The organism is Rhizobium sp. CB3060, from assembly GCF_025200735.1.
Taxonomy (GTDB): Bacteria; Pseudomonadota; Alphaproteobacteria; order Rhizobiales; family Rhizobiaceae; genus Rhizobium.
The window spans coordinates 1,091,620-1,113,967 of the sequence record NZ_CP104159.1 but is presented as its reverse complement, the minus strand read 5'-3'; the positions used below and the strand labels follow the sequence as shown (position 1 = coordinate 1,113,967).

The 22,348-nt window shown below is 60.2% G+C and carries 21 protein-coding genes; 8 read left to right on the top strand and 13 right to left on the bottom strand.

Going from position 1 to position 22,348, the window contains the following annotated elements:
• The first annotated feature begins 9 nt into the window (after nt 1-9).
• The 5 genes from doeB (at nt 10) to ehuA (ending at nt 4,195) form a co-directional block, all read left to right on the top strand.
• Nucleotides 10-1,023: a N(2)-acetyl-L-2,4-diaminobutanoate deacetylase DoeB gene (gene doeB, locus N2601_RS24500; RefSeq protein WP_260305239.1), complete on the top strand. Its 1,014-nt coding sequence runs from the start codon at nt 10-12 to the stop codon at nt 1,021-1,023.
• Between the two features lie 104 nt (nt 1,024-1,127).
• Nucleotides 1,128-1,988, top strand: coding sequence for an ectoine/hydroxyectoine ABC transporter substrate-binding protein EhuB (gene ehuB, locus N2601_RS24495; RefSeq protein ID WP_260305208.1), 861 nt, complete (start codon nt 1,128-1,130; stop codon nt 1,986-1,988).
• Between the two features lie 91 nt (nt 1,989-2,079).
• A complete protein-coding gene (gene ehuC / locus N2601_RS24490) occupies nt 2,080-2,745 on the top strand; it encodes an ectoine/hydroxyectoine ABC transporter permease subunit EhuC (protein ID WP_104826903.1) in 666 nt (221 codons plus the stop codon).
• A complete protein-coding gene (gene ehuD, locus N2601_RS24485) occupies nt 2,742-3,434 on the top strand; it encodes an ectoine/hydroxyectoine ABC transporter permease subunit EhuD (protein WP_260305207.1) in 693 nt (230 codons plus the stop codon). Before ehuC ends, ehuD begins: the two co-directional genes overlap by 4 nt.
• Nucleotides 3,431-4,195 carry an ectoine/hydroxyectoine ABC transporter ATP-binding protein EhuA gene (ehuA, locus tag N2601_RS24480; protein WP_260305206.1) on the top strand — a complete coding sequence of 255 codons (765 nt, stop codon included), beginning with the start codon at nt 3,431-3,433 and terminating at the stop codon, nt 4,193-4,195. The genes ehuD and ehuA overlap by 4 nt, the downstream gene beginning before the upstream one ends.
• A gap of 21 nt (nt 4,196-4,216) precedes the next feature.
• Here the strand turns inward: ehuA and ehuR are convergent, their stop codons facing one another.
• The 4 genes from ehuR to N2601_RS24460 all read right to left on the bottom strand — a co-directional run bounded on the left by ehuR (nt 4,217) and on the right by N2601_RS24460 (nt 9,319).
• Nucleotides 4,217-5,647 (bottom strand): MocR-like ectoine utilization transcription factor EhuR, encoded by a 1,431-nt coding sequence (ehuR, locus tag N2601_RS24475; protein WP_260305205.1) that lies wholly within the window; start codon nt 5,645-5,647, stop codon nt 4,217-4,219.
• Nucleotides 5,648-5,792: 145 nt separating this feature from the next.
• Nucleotides 5,793-7,172: an aspartate aminotransferase family protein gene (locus N2601_RS24470; RefSeq protein ID WP_260305204.1), complete on the bottom strand. Its 1,380-nt coding sequence runs from the start codon at nt 7,170-7,172 to the stop codon at nt 5,793-5,795.
• Nucleotides 7,173-7,206: 34 nt separating this feature from the next.
• Nucleotides 7,207-8,703, bottom strand: coding sequence for an NAD-dependent succinate-semialdehyde dehydrogenase (locus N2601_RS24465; RefSeq protein ID WP_260305203.1), 1,497 nt, complete (start codon nt 8,701-8,703; stop codon nt 7,207-7,209).
• Between the two features lie 121 nt (nt 8,704-8,824).
• Nucleotides 8,825-9,319 carry an Lrp/AsnC family transcriptional regulator gene (locus N2601_RS24460; protein ID WP_260305202.1) on the bottom strand — a complete coding sequence of 165 codons (495 nt, stop codon included), beginning with the start codon at nt 9,317-9,319 and terminating at the stop codon, nt 8,825-8,827.
• Between the two features lie 147 nt (nt 9,320-9,466).
• Here N2601_RS24460 and N2601_RS24455 point away from each other — a divergent pair, with 147 nt between their 5' ends.
• Both N2601_RS24455 and N2601_RS24450 read left to right on the top strand, forming a co-directional pair.
• Nucleotides 9,467-10,234 carry a methyltransferase family protein gene (locus N2601_RS24455; RefSeq protein ID WP_260305201.1) on the top strand — a complete coding sequence of 256 codons (768 nt, stop codon included), beginning with the start codon at nt 9,467-9,469 and terminating at the stop codon, nt 10,232-10,234.
• Nucleotides 10,235-10,479: 245 nt separating this feature from the next.
• Nucleotides 10,480-11,973, top strand: coding sequence for a hypothetical protein (locus N2601_RS24450; protein ID WP_158704577.1), 1,494 nt, complete (start codon nt 10,480-10,482; stop codon nt 11,971-11,973).
• 71 nt (nt 11,974-12,044) lie between these two features.
• On the opposite strand, the gene copC is transcribed toward N2601_RS24450, so the two are convergent.
• The 9 genes from copC to N2601_RS24405 all read right to left on the bottom strand — a co-directional run bounded on the left by copC (nt 12,045) and on the right by N2601_RS24405 (nt 21,787).
• Entirely contained in the window at nt 12,045-12,413 is a 369-nt protein-coding gene (copC, locus tag N2601_RS24445) for a copper homeostasis periplasmic binding protein CopC (protein ID WP_104826894.1), read from the bottom strand.
• A gap of 294 nt (nt 12,414-12,707) precedes the next feature.
• The gene (locus N2601_RS24440) at nt 12,708-13,124 is read right to left on the bottom strand and encodes a hypothetical protein (RefSeq protein WP_104826893.1); all 417 of its coding nucleotides are present in this window, start codon (nt 13,122-13,124) and stop codon (nt 12,708-12,710) included.
• Nucleotides 13,125-13,189: 65 nt separating this feature from the next.
• Nucleotides 13,190-14,248 (bottom strand): ABC transporter ATP-binding protein, encoded by a 1,059-nt coding sequence (locus tag N2601_RS24435; protein WP_104826892.1) that lies wholly within the window; start codon nt 14,246-14,248, stop codon nt 13,190-13,192.
• 4 nt (nt 14,249-14,252) lie between these two features.
• Complete coding sequence (locus N2601_RS24430) at nt 14,253-15,083, bottom strand: carbohydrate ABC transporter permease (RefSeq protein WP_104826891.1); 831 nt, start codon at nt 15,081-15,083, stop codon at nt 14,253-14,255.
• A gap of 3 nt (nt 15,084-15,086) precedes the next feature.
• Nucleotides 15,087-16,022, bottom strand: a complete 936-nt coding sequence (locus tag N2601_RS24425) for a carbohydrate ABC transporter permease (RefSeq protein WP_104827901.1) — start codon at nt 16,020-16,022, stop codon at nt 15,087-15,089.
• A gap of 90 nt (nt 16,023-16,112) precedes the next feature.
• Nucleotides 16,113-17,372: an ABC transporter substrate-binding protein gene (locus N2601_RS24420; RefSeq protein ID WP_104826890.1), complete on the bottom strand. Its 1,260-nt coding sequence runs from the start codon at nt 17,370-17,372 to the stop codon at nt 16,113-16,115.
• 42 nt (nt 17,373-17,414) lie between these two features.
• The gene (locus N2601_RS24415) at nt 17,415-18,581 is read right to left on the bottom strand and encodes a PLP-dependent transferase (protein ID WP_104826889.1); all 1,167 of its coding nucleotides are present in this window, start codon (nt 18,579-18,581) and stop codon (nt 17,415-17,417) included.
• Nucleotides 18,578-19,273 carry a FadR/GntR family transcriptional regulator gene (locus tag N2601_RS24410; protein WP_104827900.1) on the bottom strand — a complete coding sequence of 232 codons (696 nt, stop codon included), beginning with the start codon at nt 19,271-19,273 and terminating at the stop codon, nt 18,578-18,580. The genes N2601_RS24415 and N2601_RS24410 overlap by 4 nt, the downstream gene beginning before the upstream one ends.
• Nucleotides 19,274-19,498: 225 nt before the next feature.
• Nucleotides 19,499-21,787 (bottom strand): heavy metal translocating P-type ATPase, encoded by a 2,289-nt coding sequence (locus tag N2601_RS24405; protein WP_260305200.1) that lies wholly within the window; start codon nt 21,785-21,787, stop codon nt 19,499-19,501.
• A 71-nt stretch (nt 21,788-21,858) separates the two neighbouring features.
• Here N2601_RS24405 and N2601_RS24400 point away from each other — a divergent pair, with 71 nt between their 5' ends.
• Nucleotides 21,859-22,281 carry a MerR family transcriptional regulator gene (locus N2601_RS24400; protein WP_028750304.1) on the top strand — a complete coding sequence of 141 codons (423 nt, stop codon included), beginning with the start codon at nt 21,859-21,861 and terminating at the stop codon, nt 22,279-22,281.
• Nucleotides 22,282-22,348 lie beyond the last annotated feature (67 nt).

Here is a 22,348-nt window from a genome sequence, read left to right as displayed (position 1 = left end):
GGCATGAACATGATGACAATGATCACACGCCCATCACCCATAACGCCGACCGTCGATTTCGATCGGGATGGCGTCCAACATGGTCACCTGCGCCTGCCCTGGTCGCGTGACGATTCCGCCTGGGGCTCGATCATGATCCCGGTCTGCGTCGTCAAAAACGGCGATGGCCCGACGGCGCTTTTGACCGGTGCCAATCACGGCGATGAATATGAGGGGCCTGTCGCGCTTTTCGATCTCGCCCGCACATTAAAGGTGGAAGAGGTCAAGGGGAGGGTCATTATCGTCCCGGCGATGAACTATCCGGCGTTTCAGGCCGGTACCCGCACGTCTCCGATCGACAAGGGCAATCTCAATCGCAGTTTTCCGGGTCGGCCCGACGGTAGCGTGACGGAAAAGATCGCCGATTATTTCACCCGATACCTACTGCCGCTGGCAGACATCGTGCTCGACTTCCATTCCGGTGGCCGAACACTCGATTTCCTGCCCTATGCGGCCGCCCATGCGCTGCCGGACAAACGGCAGGAAAAGGCCTGCTTCGATGCGGTCGCCGGGTTTTCCGCGCCCTATTCCATGCGGATGATCGAGATCGATGCAGTCGGCATGTACGACACGACCGCCGAGGAGATGGGCAAGGTCTTTGTGACGACCGAGCTTTCGGGTGGTGGAACCATATCAGCACGCACGGCTTCCATTGCCAAGCGCGGCGTTCTGAACGTCTTGAAGCAAGCCGGTATCGTTGCCGGCGCGCCGGAGACGGGAACAACGCAGTGGCTCGACATGCCGTCCGCCGATTGCTTCGTCTTTGCCGAAGCGGACGGCCTTTTCGAACCCGTGAAGGATCTTGGCCACATGGTTGCGGCCGGAGAGATCATCGCCCGGGTGCATCCGGTCGGCCGCACCGGATCAATACCCTTTGACTATCGGGCGGCGCTGGACGGCGTTCTTGCCGCACGTCATTTCCCCGGCCTCATCAACACTGGGGATTGCCTCGCCGTCGTCGCGGCCTTGACGGAGGCCCCCTGAATTGCCGCGCCGCGATAGCGCGGCGCGGATCACCACCCCGCTAACGGCAAAGATCCGGAAAACCGGACAGCCGATGACGGTATCCAACCACAGAGGAGTGAACCATGAGATCGAATTTTTACCGCAGCCTTGCCGCCATGGGTCTGACCCTCGGCCTGGCCGCTTCCGCCCATGCCGCCAGCCTCGAACAGGTCAAGAAAGACGGCTATATCCGCGGCGCCAGCGCCAATGAGGTTCCCTACAGCTATATGGACGAGAGCGGGGCGGCCAAGGGCATCGGTCCTGATGTTGCTGCTGCCGTCCTGAAGTCGATGGGCGTGAAGGAGGTCGACTGGACCGTGACGCCGTTCGGATCGCTGATCCCCGGCCTGAAGGCCAAGCGCTTCGATTTCGTCGCCGCCGAGCAGAACATCCTCCCGGAGCGTTGCAAGCAGGTGCAGTTCACCACGCCGAACTCGAGCTACGGCGAAGGCCTGCTGGTGCCGAAGGGCAATCCGAAGAAGCTGCATTCCTATGAGGACATCAAGAAGGATCCGTCCCTCAAGGTCGCGATCGTCTCGGGCGCCGATCAGCTCGATTTCTTCCATGGCCTCGGCATTCCGGAGTCCCAGATCGTCATGATCCAGGCCAATGCCGATGCGCTCTCGACCATCCAGACCGGCCGTGCCGATGCCTATGCCGCAACGGAGCTGACGGTCGCCAAGCTGGTTCAAGGCGGGGGCTCGAATGTTGAGCAGGCGGCCCCCTTCACCGATCCGGTCATCGAGGGCAAGTCGGTTAGAAGCTATGGCGGCTTCGATTTCCGGTCTGAAGATAAGGATCTCTACAAGGCGTTCAATACCGCACTCATCGCCTTTAAGAAGACCGATGACTACAAGAAGATCCTGATGTCCTACGGACTTAGCGCCGAAAGCGTCGAGGCCGCGCGAACCAAAAACACGGAAGACCTGTGCGCGGGCAAATGAGGCTGGCAATATCCATCGGCTTGGTCTTTGCCCATCGGCGACGGCCTAGCCGACCAGCCCCTTGCATCTTGCGGACGGAGGTGACCCGGACATGAGCTGGACCCATTATCTTCCAGCACTGCTGAAGGGCGCAGAGGTGACGGCGATCATCGGCGTCACTTCGATGCTGCTCGGCGCAATCTTTGCCTTCGCGGCTGGCCTTGCGCGGTTCGCCGGCGGTCGGCTGCTTTCCTGGATCGCGCTGGTTTACATAGAAATATTCCGGGGCACATCGCTCCTGGTGCAGCTCTTCTGGCTCTATTATGCGCTGCCGCTGATCGGGATCTCCTTCGATCCCATCACGACGGGCATCGTCGGCCTGGCGCTAAACATCGGTGCCTATGGCGCCGAGGTGGTGCGCGGTGCGCTGCAGTCGGTTCCCGATACCCAGCACGAGGCGGCGCGCGCCCTAAACTTCGGGCACGGGCAGACGCTCTTCCATATCGTCCTCCCGCAGGCGGTGGTGGAGATGATGCCGCCATTCGGCAATCTCGCCGTCCAGAACCTGAAGGATACGGCGCTGGTGTCGCTGATTTCGATCAGCGACCTGACCTTCCAGGCGCAGCAACTGCGCAACATCACCTTGGACAGCGTCCGGATCTATTCGCTGACGCTTATCGGATATTTCATCATGGCGCTTATCCTTGTCGTCTTCATGCGCTGGCTCGAGACGATCCTTCGCCGGGGCGCCGCCTTTCCGGGGAGGGCGCCGGCATGATGTATGGCTTTACCTGGGATACGTCCTCGACGCTCTCCTTCGCGCTGTCGATCCTGCCGATCCTCGGCATCGGATTGATCGTGACGCTGGAGGCGGCGGCGGCCGGATTTGCAATCGCCCTGGTCCTCGGCCTGGTCTTCGCGCTGTTGCGGCGTAGCCGCTTCGTGGCGATCTCCTGGCCGACGGCGTTCGTCATCGAATTCCTGCGCGATACGCCGCTGCTCGTGCAGCTCTTCTTCCTCTATTACGTCTTGCCGATCTACGGGATCGTCCTGCCGGCCTTTCTTACGGGCGCGCTGGCGCTCGGCCTGCAATATTCGGCCTATACGTCGGAGGTCTATCGCGGTGGCCTGGACGCCGTGCCGCGCGGCCAATGGGAGGCGGCGACGGCGCTTAATCTGGGGCGCGGCCTAACCTACAGGGATATTATCATTCCGCAAGCAATCCCCCGCATCATCCCCGCCATGGGCAATTATCTTGTCTCCATGCTCAAGGAGACGCCGGTTCTGTCCGTCGTCACCGTGGTCGACATGCTGAACCTCGCCAACCTCATCGGCGATCGGACCTTCGAATATCTGGTGCCGCTGTCGCTCGTCGGCCTGATCTTTCTCATCCTCACGCTCGTCTGCTCTGCGGCTATTCATTGGCTCGAGAAGACGCTGCCGAAAAACGGAATTGCTCTGAGATGACCGAACCCCTGATCTGCTTTCACAACGTCACCAAGCGCTACGGCGATTTTACCGTGCTCGATAACTTCTGTTTCGACGTCGCACCCGGCGAAAAGGTAACGTTGATCGGACCGTCCGGCTCGGGCAAATCGACGGTTCTGCGCATCCTCATGACGCTCGAACCCTTCCAGGAGGGCACATTGCACCTGGCCGGAATGTCCTACCACGAGGACAACGGCCGCGGACGGTTCCGTGCCAGCGAAGCGCATCTGCGCCAGATCCGCACCCATGTCGGCATGGTGTTCCAGAGCTTCAATCTGTTTCCGCACATGACCGTGCTGCGCAATATCGTCGAAGCGCCGACGCGCGTGCTGGGACTTGGACGAGCCGAAGCGGAGGCTCGCGCCATCGAGCTTTTGCGCATGGTCGGTCTTTCCGAGAAGAAGGATCACTATCCGAGCCAGCTTTCCGGCGGCCAGCAGCAGCGCGTCGCCATAGCCCGGGCGCTCGCCATGCGTCCGCGAGTCCTGCTGTTCGACGAGCCGACTTCCGCGCTCGACCCGCAGCTTGTCGGCGAAGTGCTTGGCGTCATCCGCGATCTCGCGCATGAGCATGATCTGACGATGTTGCTGGTGACCCACGAAATGCGGTTCGCAAGAGAGGTATCCGATCGCGTCTGCTTCTTCGACAAGGGCCGCATTTGCGAAGAAGGCAAGCCGGAACAGATATTCAGTACTCCGAAGGAAGACCGCACCAAGGAGTTTCTGCATTCCGTCCTGTGACCGATGAACCGCTATGCGGGTTTATGCGATCGATCCCACGTCGAAAATCGGCGGCAATTGCTCGAAGGCGCCGCGAACCGTTTCCAGCGCAGAGCGAAGCGCCGAGTGTGACAGGCGACCGCCCAGACAGATGCGAATTCCGCCGACCGGCCGTTCTCCGCCAGCGACAAATGGATCTGATGGCGTGACCGCAACACCCTTGCGGGCGAGAACGCGAACAAGTCCTTCCTCCGTCCAGCGCTCGGGAACCGACAGCCATGCGCATAGGGAGAGAGGATGGCTGCTGGCGACAAATGGACCCAGCACGTCCGATACGATCGCTTGTCTCGCCTGGGCCTCGCTTCTCTGAACTGCGATCAGCGCGTCGGCGGTACCATCCAGTACCCAGCGCGATGCCATCTCCGCGACGACATTGGTGGCACTCCATCCCGTAACGCGCAGGATCGATGCAACACGGATGGAATAGTGCGCCGGAACGACGAGATAGCCGATGCGCAAGCCCGTCATCACCGATTTCGTAAAGCTCGTGACGAAGAAGCCGAGTTCGGGCAGCAGGTCCGGCATGGAGGGAAGGGGATCGCGCAGCATCGGCTTGTAGACTTCGTCCTCGATGACGAAAACACCGTGCCGGCGCGCAATGTTGGCAATGGCATGACGACGCTCCGCACCCATGACATGGCTCGTGGGGTTGTTGAGCGAGGGAACGATGACCAGGGCCGATACATCGCCGACTGCGCAGGCAGCTTCGAAGACTCCCGGCAAGATGCCTTCACGATCGGTCGGAAGACCGCGCAACGTAAAGCCCAGCACGTTGGCAAGGCCGATAATGCCGTGATCCGTCAGGTTCTCGGTCAGGACGACCTCGCCGGGCCGCACCACCGAGGCCACGGCCAGGAAAAGACCATGAGCGGCACCATTGGTGATCAGGATGCGCTCGGGATCGGCCTTGACGGACAGGCGCGCCAGCCAGGTCTGCGCCGCGGTACGATGGGCATCCAAGCCGGCGATCGGCCGGCATGGGCGCATGAAACTGCTGTTGTCGCTTTCGGCCAGCGCCTGCATCAGCTCGCGCGCCGATCGCTCATGCGCTTCGGTATAGACGGCGCGGATGATGGAAAGGTCGGCGCTGCCGCTCGGGTCGCGGTCAAGCATGAAGCTGTCGGCACGCTCGGTGATGCGGCTGCGCACGAAAGTTCCGCGACCCACTTCGCCGCGCAGATAGCCGCGCCGCTCGGCCTCCTTGTAGCTGATGCTCACGGTCTGCACCGAAATCCCCAGCGCATGGGCGAGATCGCGATGTGTCGGCATCCGCGTATGAACCGGCAGGATGCCTTCATCGATATCGGAAATGATCTTGTCGGTGAGCAGCTTGTGTTTGGTCACGCCCTTGCGGTGCTGAAGGACGGGCTTCCAGACATCGTTGCGCTGGCCTTTTGAATCATGACGAAGCATGGATTGATCCGGTACAATTGCTGGATATCCATGTACACCATTCAATGCGGCATGGCGATGGCCAAGCCGATAGGCTCAGTCCATTGTCAACGACGGACTGAACGATCTTCGTTTGAGCTGCCTCTATTGTCGGCCGCGCACTACGTCAAAGATTTGAAAATACGCTTCTGATCGCATCCGCCGTGGCCCTGACCACTATGTCGGCTTCGTCGCGCGTTAGGCACAAAGGCGGCGCAAAGCCGAGAATGTCTCCCTGCGGCATGGCACGGCCGATTACCCCACGCTCCAGCAGAGCTGCCGCCACCTGGGGGCCGATCTTCTTTGCGGGATCGAAGAATTTGCGATCGTCCCGATCTTCGACGAATTCGACCGACGCCATGAGCCCATCGCCACGGACCTCGCCGACATGCTTGTGCTCGCCGACAGCCTTGGCAAGCTCCGACCGGAAGTAGGCACCTGTCGAACCGGCATTCTCGACAATGCCGAGTTCATCGATCAGTTCGAGATTGGCGATGCCAGCCGCCGCACAGATCGGGTGGGCGGAATAGGTCCAGCCGTGGCCGATGGCGCCGAGCTGATCGGACCCTTGTACGAGCACCTGCCACATCTTGTCCGAGACGATGCTGCCGGACAGCGGCGCATAGGCTGAGGTCAAGCCCTTGGCGATGGTAATCAGATCCGGCTTCATGCCGTAGTGGTCCGAGCCGAACATCGTTCCAAGCCTACCGAAACCGGTGACGACCTCATCGGCGACGAGCAGGATGTCGTATTTGTCGAGAACGGCCTGGATCTTTTGCCAATAGGTGTTCGGCGGCGGAACGATGCCGCCGGTGCCGAGGATCGGTTCACCGATGAAGGCGGCGACCGTTTCCGGACCTTCGGCGAGGATCATCTCCTCCAGCTTGTCGGCACAATATTGGGCGAACTGTTCCTCATTCATCGAACGATCGGCGCGGCGGAAGAAATAGGGTGCTTCCGTATGAAGGATGGGTGCGCGCGGCAGGTCGAAAGCCTTGTGGAATAGTTCGAGGCCGGTGAGGCTGCCGGTCATGACGCCTGATCCGTGGTAGCCGCGCCAGCGCGAAATGATCTTCTTCTTTTCCGGACGGCCAAGGATGTTGTTGTAGTACCAGATGAGCTTGATGTTCGTCTCGTTGGCGTCCGAGCCGGAGAGGCCGAAATAGACACGGCTCATGCCTTCCGGCGCCCGGTCGATGATCATCTTGGAAAGGGTGATCGACGCTTCTGTGCCGTGTCCGACATAGGCGTGATAATAGGCGAGGTTCTTTGCCTGTGCAGCGATGGCGTCGGCGATTTTCTGCCGGCCGTAGCCGACATTGACGCAGTAGAGGCCGGCAAAGGCATCGAGGCTCTTCTTGCCGTTGATGTCGGTAATGTAGACGCCTTCGCCACCGCCGATGACGCGGGTCGGCGTTTCGCCGCGTGCATGCATTCCCATATGGGTCGAGGGATGAAAGAAGTGATCCCTGTCCCAGGCATTCAGTTCGTTCCGCTTGTCCAACATGATATTTTCCTTGTGCTGAGAGTGGGTTGGCCCGTCAGGCTGCCGTGTCAATGCAGAGATATTTGAGCTCGGTGAAAGCCTCGATGCCGTGACGCGAGCCTTCGCGGCCGAGACCGGATTGCTTCCAGCCGCCGAAGGGAACCGGTCCGCCGGTGATCTTCACGCGATTGATCGCAACCATCCCGTAATCAAGCGCCCGGCCGAGGCGCATCTGGCGCGCGCCATTTTGCGTCACGACATAGGCGACGAGGCCGTATTCGCTATCATTGGCGCGAGCGACGACTTCGGCCTCGGTATCGAATGAACTCACCGCTGCGACGGGTCCGAATGTCTCCTCATGCATGATCAGTGCGTCGGGGGATGGATCGACAAGCAGTGTCGGTTCGAAAAAGAGTGTTCCCGCCGCGTGGCGCTTTCCGCCGATGGCAAGCCTTGCGCCGCGTTTCAGCGCGTCGGCCACATGTTCCTCGACTTTCGCCACAGCGCGCTCGTGCATCAGCGGACCGATGTGGACCGCGTCCGTCAGTCCGTCACCGACCTTAAGGGCCGCTATCCGCTTGGCAAAAGCTGCGACGAAGGGCTCCATGATCGAGCGCTGCACGAAGATGCGATTGGCAGCCAGACAATCCTGGCCGGAGGTCGCAAATTTGGCATTGATGGCGATGTCCACGGCACGATCGAGATCGGCGTCGTCAAAGATGATAAGGGGCGCATGCCCGCCGAGCTCCATCACCAGGCGCTTCATGGTCGCAGCACATTGGCCGGCAATCAGTTTGCCGATGCCCGTCGAGCCGGTAAAGCTCAGTGCTCGCACCCGAGCATCCTCGCAGAGAGCTCCGACGATCGTCGCAGCATTGCCGGTGACGACGTTGAAGACGCCAGCGAAAAGGCCGGCTCGCTCTCCGAGTTCGGCAAGGGCAAGCGCCGACAGCGGCGTTTCGGACGATGGATGGGCAACGACGGTACACCCGGCGGCAAGGGCTGCCGCCGCCTTGCGCGTTATCATGGCGGAGGGAAAATTCCAGGGTGTCACGATGCCGGCGACGCCCAATGCCTCCCTGCGCACGATCATTTCCGTGTCCGGCAGATGGCTGGTAACGCTTTCGGCGTTGATGCGTTTGGCCTCCTCCGCATACCATTCGATGAAGCTCGCAGCATAGTCGATCTCGCCGCGAGATTCGGCGAGCGGCTTACCCTGTTCCAGCGTCATGATCAGCGCCAGATCGTCCTTCGCGGCGAGCATCAGCTCATACCACCGGCGCAGGATCGATGCGCGCTGCTGCGGCAGAAGGGAGCGCCAGGCTGAGAAGGCATTCGCCGCCGCGTCGATCGCCTCGAATGTCTCATCCCTGCCGAGACTGGAGACCCAGGCGAGCATGGTGCCGGAGGCGGGATCGGCGACGTTGAAGCTCGCGCCGGTCTTTCCGGCGACCCAGCGGCCGCCGATATAGGAAAGATCCCGCAGCAGATGCCGGTCGTTCAGTCGTGACAGGGCTTCATGATAGGCGGGACGGGCGCGCGCTGCGGTCATCGGCAAACCTCTCTTTTTCTGGTACCGCAATGGTCTCACGGAACGTCGCGAGACATTGTCCATTGGTCGCCGCAGAAAGAGAGAAAGGGGCCAAAGAGAAGGGCAGCCGTAGAGAGATTCTCTATTCGTCGTCGTGAAGTTCGGCGGAAAGGAGATCGGCGATCGGAAGCACGGTCTCCTCCTTCACGGTCTTTGTCACGATATAGGTAAAATAGCGCTCGATGCCGAGATCGCGATCCAAAAGGCCATCGATCAGGCGCTGATAGGCATCAATATTGGGCGTCATGATCTTCAGAATGTAATCAACGCCGCCGCCGACGGACCAGCAGGCGATGATTTCCGGAATGGAAGAGATTGCCCGCTCAAAGCGCTCGAAGTCGCTCTGACGATGGTTGGCGAGAGTGAGTTCGACCATAACGCTTGCAACCGGCGCGAGCCGGCGCGGCGCCAGATGGGCATGATAGCCGGTAATGATCCCGGCCTTCTCGAGTTTCCGCAGACGAAGCCAGCATGGCGTCGGCGAAAGTCCTACCTTTTCGGCGAGCGCGAGTTTGGTGATGCGGCCATCGCGTTGAATGGCATCCAAAATGCGCAAATCGATTGCATCGAGTTTCATTTGGAAAACTGCATGTGAATTAGCTGACTGTTCGACCAATGACATTCGAAGGCGGGGCTGACAAGCGCATATCGGGGATTGGGCTTTCGGGGGAGTTGCAGCAACAGAAGGGCGGGCGCATCGTCTGAGGAACAATATCAACGTGAAATGGATTTTATTCATCGGTCAAAACAGCACTGTCGGGAGAAGCGCTTGCGTTCAGGCGCGCGCCAGACTTTTCGTGCTGACGTTTTTTTGGAGTGTGCAATGGCGATCTATTTGCTCCAACTCCTGGCCTGGTCGGTCTTCATCGCGGCCCTGATCCTGTGGCCGGCGGGCACGCTGGCTTTTCCAGGCGCCTGGGTTGTGATCGCATTCTTCCTGCTCGGCGGCTTGGCTATGATCCTTTGGCTTTCGAAGCACAGCCCGCGCCTGTTGCGTGAACGTATGGCTTCTCCGCTGCAACGGGATCAAAAGCCATGGGATCGCGTCTGGTTGATGTTTTTCGTTTTGGCCTTCTTAGGCTGGATATCCTTCATGGGTTGGGACGCGGCCCGGACGGGCTTTCGAGCGGTACCGCCATGGCTGCAGGTGCTTGGCGGGCTCGGCATGGTGGTCAACATGCTCGGTACCTGGTGGACGTTTCGCGAAAACGCCTTCGCTGCGCCGGTGGTGAAGATCCAGAAGGATCAGAAGGTGATCGATACCGGACCCTACGCCATTGTTCGTCACCCTATGTATGCGAGCGCGTTGTTTTTCCTTATTGGCATGCCGCTATTGCTTGGTTCCTGGCTGGGCCTCGCATTCTCCGTGATATTCATTTTCGGTATCGCCTGGCGAGCGGTGCATGAGGAGCGTGCTCTAACTGCCGAACTGAGCGGCTATCAAGCCTATGCGGCCCGCGTGCGATATCGGCTCATTCCTTTCGTCTGGTAGAACCCGTATCCCAAGCGTGGCCGCGCCGATCAGTGTGACTGCCCTGCCACTATGCCAAGCCTTAACGCCGAGTTTAGCAAGTTCGCGCTATAGTCGCGTCATAACTCCCTCGGGCATTGGTACGTTTTACATGATCTATGGTGCAGCGACGGCGACACCTCAGCCGCCATGTTGGGCGGTAACAGGGGCAGCCGAACATGAGTAGCGCGACGGACACGGCCGGCTTCAGTTCGACGACGTCGTCGGTGCTGCGGATTGCGCTGATCCAGAGTGCCGTGGTCTTCTTGGTGGCGGCGGTGTGGCAGCAGCGATGGGGAACCATCGTCGACACGAGCTGGCTCATTACAATGACTGAGCGGGTACTCAATGGAGAGCGGCTCTATGTCGATGTAATCGACAGCAATCCGCCGTTTTCGATCTGGCTTTTCCTGCCGGCGATCATAGCGTCGAGATGGGCAGGGATCGCCCCCGAAATCGGTATCTATCTTTACACCTGCCTCGCAGTGGTCGTGGGTCTGGGTTTATCAGCCTTAATCATCCGGCGGGCGGGCTTTGCCGAAAATCACGCTCTGCTTCGGCTGCTACCTCTCTTCGTCACACTTTTCACGATTTTTCCCGGCAATACCTTCACCGAGAGAGATCACGTCGGCACGGTGCTGTTTCTGCCCTTGTTGGCGCTCATGGCATTGCGGGCCGACACCACGCGTCGTGTCGCACCCGGTATCGCCCTGATTGTCGGCGCCGGGCTTTGCGGCAGTATTCTTGTTCTGGTGAAGGCCTACTATGTCGTGGCTTACATCGTGCCCGCGCTCTATGTGGCCTGGCGGCGGCGAAACCCGTGGCTACTTCTGGCGCCCGAGAACTGCATCATCGGCATTGTCGGTGTCGCCTATATCGCGCTCGTTTTTTTGCTGACGCCCGAATTTATGCGAGATCTCCTCCCGCAGGTAGCGGATGTCTACATGAAGATAGGTGATCCGGTCAGGGTCGCACTGAGCTGTGGGCCGTCGTACCTGTTGATTTTGCTTCTGTTCCGGATTGTTGCACCCAAGGCACCAGTGACGCCGCTTTGCGCAGTGACGCTTCTGGCTTCACTCGCTGCCGTCGCGCCGTTGCTCTATCAGGGTAAGGGGTGGGCCTACCATGCTTTCGCTGCGATCTCGCTGGCCCTTGTTGCTGTGCTTTGTAGGGTCGCAGCGTCTTCCGGCTGGCGTTACAACCGTGAAACGCTCGGACGTGGCATTCTTTGTGTCATTGTCGTCATGTTTGCATGGCTGCCGTTTTTACAGACGGAGAAGCCGAGCGACGCTTTCGTCGCGGCAGTGAAAGCGGCATCGAAGGGAGAGCCGACGCTCGGCGTCATCGGCAGCGACATCGCCGCTGCCCATCCGCTCGCCAGGATTGTCGGGGCCCGCTTTTTGTCTGCCAATAACAGCGACTGGTTCGGCGCCCTTGCGTATGTTCTGGCTCGGAAGGCGTCAGCAAAAGGAGAGGTGGCGGATGCCGCTCGCTACCAGAAGCGATCGGATGCTTATCTGGACACCAAATATGCCGAGTTCGCCAGCCACAGCTACGATCTGATCGTCATCCAGCAGGACGAGCCGCTTTGGACCGATTACGTGCTTGGTCAAGCACGTTTTGCCGCGCTGCTTTCCGCATATCATCCCATTGCTAGGGATGAGCGGTTTACGGTCTATGGCCGCGCCGCTCCTGCCGACCAGAGTTCAATTGCTCGGTGAGCGATCCAGAACCTTTTTGGCCAGCAGAAAGGATTGCGCGCCCCAGATAAGTTGCCGCCGTATCGGTAGGCTTATGGCGCGATGGTGAAGGTATAGGTCCCTTCGGTCTTATGGCCGTCGGCTGAAAGGGCATGCCACTCCACAGTGTACTTGCCAGCCGTCAGCTTGTCAGTAACCGGCACCATCAGTGTGGTGTCCCCGTTCATCAGCATGGTTTCACCAGTCTTCACCGCCATCTTCTCCGGACCGGTAACCTTCACCCCGCTGAACTTGAGGTTTAGTCCTTCGGTGAAAGTAAGATCGAGTTCCGAAGGTGCCTGCTTCACCGTGCTGTCAGCGGCGGGAACGGCGGACTTAAGGTGGGCATGGGCGAATGCCTGGCCGGCAAATGCAATGCTGGCTGCGACGGTGATAAAAGCAAGCTTCTTCATCATGGGCATGTTGGTCTTCCTTCTTTGTTGGTAATTGACAGTTTCTGTGGAGTGGTTTTCCGAGACCGGTGCCGGTCGCGGCAGATATCATATCGTGGTAGAGCGATACGCTGCGGGGAGGAGCGGCCATTCCGGTCGCAGCCTTATGCGGATGTGCACGCGCGTTTGGGATGCCGAGGCAGCCCGTTTCGCGTCGCGATGTTCAGCATGGAGGCAATCTGCCCGCAGCCGGCACGATCAGTTCTCGTGCATGGTCCGGCCGCCGTTGACGACAAGCGTCACGGCTTGTGCCGCAACGCAGGCTCAAGCAGTGATCTGGAGGATGGGCGGAGCGCGGGGGCCGGTATTCGGCGGATAGAGCTGGCGATGGAAAGCTTCGGCTCTTGGCGCGAGCACATCCTGATCGGAAGAGGCAAGACGTTCGCAGACATCCGTCGGCGGCGCGGGAAGCAGGACTGCCGTGGCGATCCGGCATGCTTCGCATCCCGGCGCATGTGTCTTGCTGTGTTCCTTACCGTCGGTGCCCTTGTAGGTGACGCAAAGGATCGGCAGGGTCCCGTCCGGCAACCGGTATTGCACCAGCTTCGCAGGGGTGAGCTCATCGGCATCGGAAATCGGCGGCTGATGGGCGAAGCCGACAAGCACCAGCGCGAGGGCGCACATGATGCGCACCATCCACTGTGTTGTGCAGAAGTGCTTCTTCCCCACGGCCGTCCTCATCCCTCTAGCGCGCAACCTTTAGGATGTTCGGCGCGCAAGCTCAATGCGGCAATTTGCTGCCATTGTTATCCCGCGCGTTTTCCGTCGCTATCGAAGACATGCAGATGCTGCGGCGGGAATATCACATTTACCGTCGGCCCCGCCTTCAGCACATCGCGATTGAGCGTGAAGACCTTGAATGGCAGACCATGAAGCGAAAGGTGGAGAATGATGCCGAAACCGGTCGGCTCGATAAGCTCCACATCGGCGCTGATGCCGGAGTCGTCCGAGGACAAAATCACGTGCTCCGGCCGGATGCCGAGCGTCACTTTGGCGCCGTCCGGCAGGTTCGGCGCTGCCGAAAGTGGAACAACCGTTCCGTCCTTGAGCCTAACACCGCCGGTTTCATAGGTCGCGTCGAGGAAATTCATCCCCGGAGAACCGATGAAGCCGGCAACGAAGAGATTGGCGGGACGGTCGTATAGCTCGAGCGGACTGCCGACCTGCTGAACCACGCCGCCATGCATGGCAACAATCCGGTCCGCCAGCGTCATCGCCTCGATCTGATCATGCGTCACATAAATTGAGGTCGCCTTCAGGTCGCCATGTAGTTTCTTGATTTCGGCCCGCATCTGTTCGCGCAGGCGCGCGTCGAGGTTCGAAAGCGGCTCGTCGAAGAGGAAGGCCTTCGGCTGGCGCACGATGGCGCGACCCATGGCGACGCGTTGGCGCTGGCCGCCCGAAAGCGCCTTTGGGCGGCGTTCGAGCAATGGGTCAAGCCCGAGCTTCGAGGCCGCACCCGCGACGGCACGCGAAATCTTGTCTTTCGCGATCTTCCGGAGCTTCAGGCTGTAGCTCATGTTGCCGGCGACATTCATGTGGGGATAGAGCGCATAGGATTGGAACACCATGGCGATGTCGCGGTCTTTCGGATGCAGCTCGTTGACCCGGTTGTCCGCAATGCGGATCTCGCCGCCGCTAATGTCTTCGAGGCCGGCGATCATCCTGAGCAATGTCGACTTGCCGCAGCCGGAGGGGCCGACGAGGACGACGAATTCGCCATCCTTGATCCTGAGGTCGATGTCGTGCAGCACCTGCACATGGCCATAGGCTTTCTTGACGTTCTGGATATCGATCGATGCCATTTGACTAACCCTTGACCGCGCCGGCCGTCAGGCCCTGCACGAGATAACGCTGAATGAGCAGGAAGAAGAGGCCGGCCGGAATAAGCGCCATCACGCCCGCCGCCATCATCTGCCCGAAATCCACGGAGAATTTCGAAACGAAGGTGAGAAGGCCTACGGGGAAGGTGGCTGCCTGATTGCCGTTGATGAGCATCAGCGCGAACAGCAGCTCGCTCCAGGCGGCCGTGAAGACGAAGCCGAGCGTCGCGGCAATGCCGGGCAGCGTCAGCGGCAGAATGATCTGCCGGAACGCGGTGAACTGCGTCGCGCCATCGATCATCGCCGCCTCCTCAAGGTCCTTCGGGATGCCGTCGAAGAAGGACTGCATCAGAAAGGTGGCAAAGGGCACGTTGAAAGCCGTGTAGACGATGACAAGTCCGGTCAGGCTGTTCGTGAGATGCAGCGGCGTCAGGATCTTGAAGATCGGCGCGACCAGCATGACCAGCGGAAACATCTGCGTCAGCAGCATCAAGGCCACGATCCAGTATTTGGCGCGGAAGGTGAAGCGCGAGAGCGCGTAGCCGGAGAGCGACGCGCAGACGGTCACCGCGACCGCCGTCGAAGCAGAGACGATCAGGCTGTTTTCAAAAAATGTCGGGAAATCGCTGTGTTGCAGCACGAAAGCATAGTGCTCCCATGTCGTGCGCGACGGCCACATGCGCACGCCTTCCGTATAGAGCAGGTCGTTTGGTGTGACCGAGACCTTCAACAGCCAGAAGAGTGGGAAGAGCGCAAAAACCACATAACAAAGGATTGCCAGGCGATGCGCGATGGTGGGGATGACGGATCGTCTCATGGCTCAATCCTTGTTCAGCAGGGTCTGCCGCAGCAGGATGATCAGCATGGAATAGGCAAGCAGCAGCAGGAGCAGGACGAGGGCAATGGCGGAGGCATAACCGAAATCCAGCCGCTTGAAGGCCTGGGTGAAGATATAGCTTGCGACGATCTGGGTGCGGTCGGCAGGTCCGCCGCCGGTCATGACGACGATCAAATCGGCGAAGTTTGAGATCCAGACCGTGCGCAGGAGCACCGTGATAGCAATAGTCGGAGCCAGGAATGGGAGCGTGATCGAGCGGAAGCGCTGGAACCAGCCTGCACCGTCGATCGAAGCTGCTTCATAAAGATCCCTGGGGATCGCCTGGAGAGCGGCCAGCAGCGTGATGGCGAAGAAGGGAATGCCCCACCAGACATTGGCGACGATCGGGCCCCACATCGCATATTGCGGATCGGAGAGAATGTTGCCGGGCTCCTTCATCAGGCCGAGGCCGAAGAGCCAGTGCGGGATAGGCCCGATCACGGGATTGAAGAGCCATGACCAGTTGAGGCCGGCAAGGAAGGAGGGGACCGCCCATGGCAGAAAAACCAGCGCCTGGACGATCGCCCTGCCGAAAAACGGCTTGTCCAGCAAGAGGGCAAGGATCAGCCCGAAGATGAACTGCAAAACCACCGAGGCGCCAGTCCACCAGAGCGTATTCTTCAGTGCCCAATAGAAGGCGGCATCCTTTGAAAGATCGCGGAAATGCTCCAGGCCGACAAAGCCGCCGGAAAACGGATTGAGCAGTTGAATATCCCGAAACGCATAGGAAATGCCGATCACCAGCGGCACCAGCATGACGGCGATAATGAGGATGAGCGCGGGAGCGCTGTAGAGATAGGGCTCCGAGGCATCGGCAAAGCGCTTCAGCCACGGCCTGCGGTCGTGACGCCTGTCGAGCGTGTCGGCGGTCATGGTCATCGGCCAATGTTCCCATTCGCGGCGTTCGGACGCCGTCTGTGTCATGTGCGGAAAGCGGCGGCGGATCGCTCGGCCGCCGGTCAGGCGATCTTATTTCTTGGCAAGGAATTTCTGCTGCGCCTTGGTCAGATAATCGGCCCATTGATCAGCCAGATCCTTGGCCGAGATATCGCCGAGCAGCGCCTGCTGCGACGTCTTGATGGCGAGCGAATCCTTGAAGAAGGCGAATTCCTCGAGATAGGTCGGCATGACAGTCGGAACCGTGTTCTTGTCGGCCAGTTCCTCGAACCAACCCTTGAACTGGTCGCCGGCATAGAAGGGGTCCTTCTCAGCCGAGGTATAGGCCGGCAAGGCGCCGATCTTCTTGTTCCATTCAAGATTGCCTTCCTTGCCTTCAAGGGTTGCGATCAGCTTCCAGGACAGATCCTTGTTCTGGCTCGTCGCGAACATCGACCAGCCGGCATAACCGATCGTCGGGAAGGACTTGCCGTCCGGACCCTTCGGCAGCGGAGTGACGCCGAAGTCGTCCTTGTTCATGCGTTCGGCGATCGCAATCAAGGCATCCGGATCCTGATCGAGGAAAGCGCAGGTACCGGAATAGAAACCGGCGACGACTTCATTGAAGCCCCAGTTGACGCTGTCCTTTGGCGCATAACCCTTCTTGTAGAGATCGACCATCCATTCAATGCCCTTGGCCCAGCCGGGGCTGTTCATCGTCGAGGTGCCGTCATCCTTGAAGTACTTGTTGTCGCCGGCCATGGAGGCCGCGAAGATCATCCAGCCGTTTAGACCGCCGGGGCCGCCGCGCATGCAGTAGCCGTATTTGCCGGGCAGTTTGGAGATTGCTTCGGATGCCTTGACGAAATCGTCCATCGTCTTCGGCGGTTCGGCGATGCCGGCGTCCTTCAGGATCTTCTTGTTGTAGAACATGGCGCGCAGATAGAAGCCGTAGGGCAGCATATAGGCCGTATTCTTCACATCGCGGCCGAGTTCGAGCGCCCGCGGCGTCAGCTCTTTGGTCTGATCCCATTTCGCGAGATAGGGTTCGAGGCTTTCGAGCATGCCGTTATTGCCATAGAGCGACAGCCAGGTATCGGGCATTTCCATCACGTCCGGCGTGTCACCCGCCGAAACCATGGTAGCGAACTTCTGGAAGGCCTCGTTCCAGGGCAGGGAAATGATATCGACCTTCGTGCCCGGATTGGCTGCTTCGAACTTGGCGACGATCGACTTTAGTGTCTCGGTGCGTTCCGGGCTGGTAATGACTTCGACGAGCTTCAGCGTGGTATCGGCAAACGCCGTACCCGCCATCATGGTGGCGAAGAGTGCTGCCGTGATCAGTGTTTTCATGTCAGTTCCCCCTGTTTAGGTGTTTCTCTCGGGTTGATGGTCTTATGAGGCGGCGGCGATCGCTTCCTCGATATCTCTCCACAGCGCCTCGGTTCCTTCGAGACCGACATGGAGACGTACGGACCGCGGGTTGATACCAAAGGTATGCGCGGAATTCGGCTGTGCCTTCTGCTGAAGCACGACCTCGCCCGGTACGATCAGGCTTTCGTGCCCACCCCAGCTCACACCCAGTTTGAAGAGCTTGAGGTGATCGGCGAAGGCGCGGATATCGACGTCTTCGCGGAAGATGAATGAAAACAGGCCCGAGGTGCCGTTGAGCCCGGCGGGCAAGCGGTTGGCAAGGCCCGGATGGCAGACCTGCTCGACGACATCGAGCTCCTGCAGCCGCTTGGCGATCGTCATTGCGGCTGCCTCATGCGCCCTCATGCGGATCGGCAGGGTGCGCAGGCCGCGGATCAAAAGCCAGGCATCGAAAGGCGAAAGCTTGCCGCCGAGATAAGGATATGCCTCGGCTTTCAGCCGCGCAATCATCGCCTTCGAGCCGGCAACAACGCCGGCAACGACATCGCTATGACCGCCCAGATATTTGGAGGCGGAATGGATGACGAGATCGACGCCGAGCGTCAGCGGCCGCTGGAAATAGGGGCTGGCCCAACTGTTGTCGATCATGGAAACGGCGCCATGCTTCTTGGCGAGTGCGGCGAGCGCGCCGACATCATGGGCTTCCATCACCCAGCTCGTCGGGCTTTCCAGATAGAGAACCTTCGCGCCGGGAAGTGCCTTGGCAACGGCTTCCTCGTCGCGGCCATCCACATAGGTCACCTCGACCTTCATGCGTTTCAGCACCGTGCCGAAGAGGCGGAAAGCGTCCGGATAGACATGCTTGACCGCGACGATCCGATCGCCGGGTTCGACGAAGCTCAAAACGGCCGAAGAGATCGCCGCCATGCCGCTCGCGAAGCCGAGCGCATCCTCTGCACCTTCGAGTTTTGCCAGCATTTCCTCGAACATGCGCACGGTCGGATTGAGGCCGCGCGTATAGATCGGCCGCACCTTCTCGCCGCGATAGGAAGCGATCATGTCGTCGTAATTGGCAAAGGTGAAAAGCGATGTCTGAAAAATCGGCGGCACCACGGCATCGGCATAGTTGCCGTCGTCATGGGCCGTGATGAGGGAAGCGAGATCGAACGGCTCTAGCCCGTCAGTCATTTGGACATTTCCTTGATGTCTTCCTCGACGACGTCGAGAATTTTCAATGTTTCGGCGCGCGCCGCCTCGGGATCCTGGGCAACGATCGCGTTGAACAGCGTGCGGTGAAAGGGGAAGGACCGGCGGGCAAAATCCTGCCGGTCGAAGGGGTGGGTCCAAAACCGCTCGAAGCTGCCACGCATCTGTTCGAGGAGCTGCTTGAACAGCGGATTGTGCGTGGCGTCGTAGACGGCGAGGTGAAACGCCAGATCCTCCGGCCCGGACGTGCCCTTTGCGATATGGACGCGCTCCATTTCATCGAGCTTCTCCTCGATGATCGCAATATCCTTGGTCGTGCGTCTCTTGGCGGCGACCATTCCGGCCTCGCATTCGATACCGCGGCGAACCTCCAGGGTCTGCAGCAGCGCATCGCGCAGATGCGCGGTATCGAGCGACAAGGGCATATGGATGGTTGCTTTGGAAACGGGTTTCAGCAGATACGTGCCGCTGCCCTTGCGGGTTTCCACGACACCCAGGGCTTGAAAATGCGTGACGACTTCCCGGATCGTCGAGCGCCCAACCGAAAGGGCCGCCATCAGCTCGCGCTCCGTCGGCAACCGGTCACCGGCCTGGAGCTTCGAAGACTCGATAAAGTCGGACAGCGCGTCGATAACTTGCTGCGTCCGGTCGATTGACGGGAGAGGGGTTAGCATTGCTTTCGTCATGACCTTAAATTGGTCTGACATCTGCTATCAGGTCAATCTATTTTTTATATATCAATCTATTTTTCACATGGGGATTGCGGTCTCACCCTCTAGGGGATCAAGCCCGACACGCGGTAACGGCAAGGCCACTACCGAACTGGTTAAAAAACAAAGGCCCGGCTGTGGATTCCTTGAAATCCGCATACCGGGCCGCATTGCAGGGCAAATTTGGGATCAGCGCGCGCTCATCAAACGACCGCTGAACACGCCTTTCCACCGCAACAGTCTCATCGCATTGGCAGTGACAAGTACCGTCGCGCCGGTATCGGCGAGGATCGCCGGCCAGAGACCGGTGATGCCGGCAATCGTGGTCACCAGGAACACCGCTTTCAGGCCAAGCGCCATGCTGATGTTCTGGCGGATGTTGCTCATCGTCGTCCGCGACAGCGCGACCATGTTGGCGACATCGGTGACGCGGCCGTGGAGAGCGGCGGCATCCGCCGTTTCCAGCGCCACATCGGTGCCGCCGCCCATGGCGATGCCGACGTCGGCGGCCGCCAAGGCGGGTGCATCGTTGATGCCGTCGCCGACCTTGGCGACGATCTGTTTTTGCGCCTGCAGTTCGCGCACGATGCGCTGCTTGTCTTCCGGCAGGAGCTGCGCGCGAGGTTCGATCCCGAGACCCTTCGCGATTGCACCGGCCGTGCGGGCATTGTCGCCGGTCAGCATGACGGAACCGACGCCGGCTGTCCGCAGCGCCTCGATTCCGGCGCGCGCATCGGCGCGGGGTTCGTCGCGCATGGCAATCAGGCCGGCGATCTTGCCGTCGACCAAGAGAACGGAGACGCTTTTGCCTTCGTCGTTCATGGTTTCGATCCGGGCGTCCTGTTCGGCCGACAATGGCTCACTCTCCCGAGCCGCCTGCGGAGAGAGAAGCGACAGGGTCTCGCCTCCGACACGGCCGCTGACGCCTTTGCCGGGCAAGGCCTTGGCTTCGGCCGCAGGCGGGACCGGAGCACCATCGGATTTCGCCCGCTCCAGAATTGCGAGAGCAAGCGGATGGCTCGAACCGTTTTCGAGAGCTGCCGCCCGTGAGAGAACCTGTGCCTCGGTGAGACCGAAGCCCAGGACGTCCGTCACCTTGGGCTTGCCCTCGGTCAGGGTGCCCGTCTTATCGAAGGCAACCTTTGTCACCTTGCCCATTGTTTCGAGAACAGCGCCGCCTTTCAACAGCAGGCCGCTGCGGGCGCCTGCCGACAAGGCGGCCGCGATCGCGGCGGGCGTCGAGATCACCAGCGCGCAGGGGCAGCCGATCAGCAGGATAGCGAGGCCTTTGTATATCCATTCTAGCCAGCTTGCGCCGGCCACCAGCGGGGGCGTCACCGCGACCAGTGCCGCGACGGCGACCACGCCGGGCGTGTAATAGCGCGAGAAGCGGTCGATGAAGCGTTCGGTCGGTGCCTTGGATTCCTGCGCCTCTTCGACCAGCTTCACCACGCGGGCAATCGTGTTGTCGGCCGCGGCCGCGGTCACTCTGACACGCAGCACGGCATCCGTGTTGATGGTGCCAGCGAAAACCTTGGCCTCCACGCCCTTGCGTACCGGCGTGCTTTCTCCGGTGACCGGCGCTTCGTCGATGGCGCTTTCGCCTTCGACGATCGTGCCGTCGGCTGCGATGCGGTCGCCCGGACGCACGAGAATGACCGCACCCACCTTAAGGCTTTCGGCCTGCACTTCGCGGGTCTCGCCGTTGTCTTCGATCAAGGCGGTTTTCGGGACCAGGGTCGTCAATGATTGGATGCTTGCGCGCGCCTTTCCGGCGGCGACACCTTCCAGCAATTCGCCGACGAGGAAGAGGAAGACCACGGTCGCCGCCTCTTCACCGGCATTGATGATCACCGCGCCGATGGCCGCAATCGTCATCAGCATCTCGATGGAAAAGGGCGTACCCGCCAGCGCGGCCATGACGGCGCGGCGCGCGATCGGCACGAGACCAACCAGCATGGCGACGACGAAGGCATAGGACGCGATCGAGGGCGCGAGATGGCCGATGGCATAGGCGGCGACCAGCGCCACGCCGGATACGATCGTCAGGCGCCCCTTTCTGCTCGCCCACCAGGGGCCATCCGTGGGCGTATGGTCGTGACCATGCAGCCCCTCGATTTCTTTTGCGGCATGGTCGTGATGATCATGATCGGCGTGGTCGTGCGATGAATGATCATGGCTATCGTGATTGTGATGATGATCATGATCATGGTCATGATGGTCATGTCGATGTTCGGAGAGCGCGCGCTCAGCCTTGCCAGCCAGCGGCGCGAGGGAATAGCCGAGGCCCGTCACTTTCTTTTCGATCGCGGTGAGATTGCTGGTCTCGTCGTGACGAACGGTCATCGTTCCCGCAGTGACGGAAACGGAGACATCCTCTACGCCCGGCATGCGTCTCACAGCCGTGTCGATCTTGGCCGCGCATGAGGCGCAGTCCATGCCGCTCACCCTATACCGTGCTTCCCCTGTCGCTGCCATGATCCGTTTCCTTGTCAAACCGTGGCATCTCTCCTACATCCTCTAGTGGCTAGAGGTGCAAGAGGAAAATCATGAAAAAGATCACGATTGGCGAAGCGGCCCGGCAAAGCGGCGTGAAGGTGCCGACGATCCGCTACTACGAAAGCATCGGACTTCTGGCGGAACCGGACCGGAGCGAGGGCAACCAGCGTTCCTATGAGCAATCGCACCTTCACCGGCTGGCTTTCATTCGCCATGCCCGCGAATTGGGCTTCGAGGTCGATGCGATCAGGACGCTTCTGGCGCTCCAGGACGATCCAAATCAATCCTGCGCCTCCGCCGACGCCATCGCCAAGGCCCGCCTGATCGAAGTCGAACAAAAGATACGCAGCCTGACGGCCCTGAAAGCCGAGCTGGAGACGATGGTCGAAGGTTGCGGCCACGGCCGTATCGACCAGTGCCGGGTGATCGAAGTTCTGGCCGACCACGGGCAGTGCATGCATCCGCGCCATTAGTGCGGCTAAGCTTGTTTACATTGGCGATCGCGGGCCTGAGCTTCGGATCAAGGGAGAATGCCTGCCG

Excerpts from the sequence above, each read along its gene's own strand:
- N2601_RS24410 (WP_104827900.1), bottom strand. The coding sequence starts at position 19,273 with ATGCTAACCCCTCTCCCGTCAATCGACCGGACGCAGCAAGTTATCGAC.
- ehuC (WP_104826903.1), top strand. The coding sequence starts at position 2,080 with ATGAGCTGGACCCATTATCTTCCAGCACTGCTGAAGGGCGCAGAGGTG.
- N2601_RS24400 (WP_028750304.1), top strand. The coding sequence starts at position 21,859 with ATGAAAAAGATCACGATTGGCGAAGCGGCCCGGCAAAGCGGCGTGAAG.
- N2601_RS24430 (WP_104826891.1), bottom strand. The coding sequence starts at position 15,083 with ATGAGACGATCCGTCATCCCCACCATCGCGCATCGCCTGGCAATCCTT.
- N2601_RS24435 (WP_104826892.1), bottom strand. The coding sequence starts at position 14,248 with ATGGCATCGATCGATATCCAGAACGTCAAGAAAGCCTATGGCCATGTG.
- N2601_RS24470 (WP_260305204.1), bottom strand. The coding sequence starts at position 7,172 with ATGTTGGACAAGCGGAACGAACTGAATGCCTGGGACAGGGATCACTTC.
- N2601_RS24460 (WP_260305202.1), bottom strand. The coding sequence starts at position 9,319 with ATGAAACTCGATGCAATCGATTTGCGCATTTTGGATGCCATTCAACGC.
- ehuB (WP_260305208.1), top strand. The coding sequence starts at position 1,128 with ATGAGATCGAATTTTTACCGCAGCCTTGCCGCCATGGGTCTGACCCTC.
- N2601_RS24440 (WP_104826893.1), bottom strand. The coding sequence starts at position 13,124 with ATGAGGACGGCCGTGGGGAAGAAGCACTTCTGCACAACACAGTGGATG.
- N2601_RS24425 (WP_104827901.1), bottom strand. The coding sequence starts at position 16,022 with ATGACCATGACCGCCGACACGCTCGACAGGCGTCACGACCGCAGGCCG.
- N2601_RS24465 (WP_260305203.1), bottom strand. The coding sequence starts at position 8,703 with ATGACCGCAGCGCGCGCCCGTCCCGCCTATCATGAAGCCCTGTCACGA.
- ehuA (WP_260305206.1), top strand. The coding sequence starts at position 3,431 with ATGACCGAACCCCTGATCTGCTTTCACAACGTCACCAAGCGCTACGGC.
- N2601_RS24420 (WP_104826890.1), bottom strand. The coding sequence starts at position 17,372 with ATGAAAACACTGATCACGGCAGCACTCTTCGCCACCATGATGGCGGGT.
- copC (WP_104826894.1), bottom strand. The coding sequence starts at position 12,413 with ATGCCCATGATGAAGAAGCTTGCTTTTATCACCGTCGCAGCCAGCATT.
- ehuR (WP_260305205.1), bottom strand. The coding sequence starts at position 5,647 with ATGCTTCGTCATGATTCAAAAGGCCAGCGCAACGATGTCTGGAAGCCC.
- ehuD (WP_260305207.1), top strand. The coding sequence starts at position 2,742 with ATGATGTATGGCTTTACCTGGGATACGTCCTCGACGCTCTCCTTCGCG.
- doeB (WP_260305239.1), top strand. The coding sequence starts at position 10 with ATGATGACAATGATCACACGCCCATCACCCATAACGCCGACCGTCGAT.
- N2601_RS24405 (WP_260305200.1), bottom strand. The coding sequence starts at position 21,787 with ATGGCAGCGACAGGGGAAGCACGGTATAGGGTGAGCGGCATGGACTGC.
- N2601_RS24455 (WP_260305201.1), top strand. The coding sequence starts at position 9,467 with ATGGATTTTATTCATCGGTCAAAACAGCACTGTCGGGAGAAGCGCTTG.
- N2601_RS24415 (WP_104826889.1), bottom strand. The coding sequence starts at position 18,581 with ATGACTGACGGGCTAGAGCCGTTCGATCTCGCTTCCCTCATCACGGCC.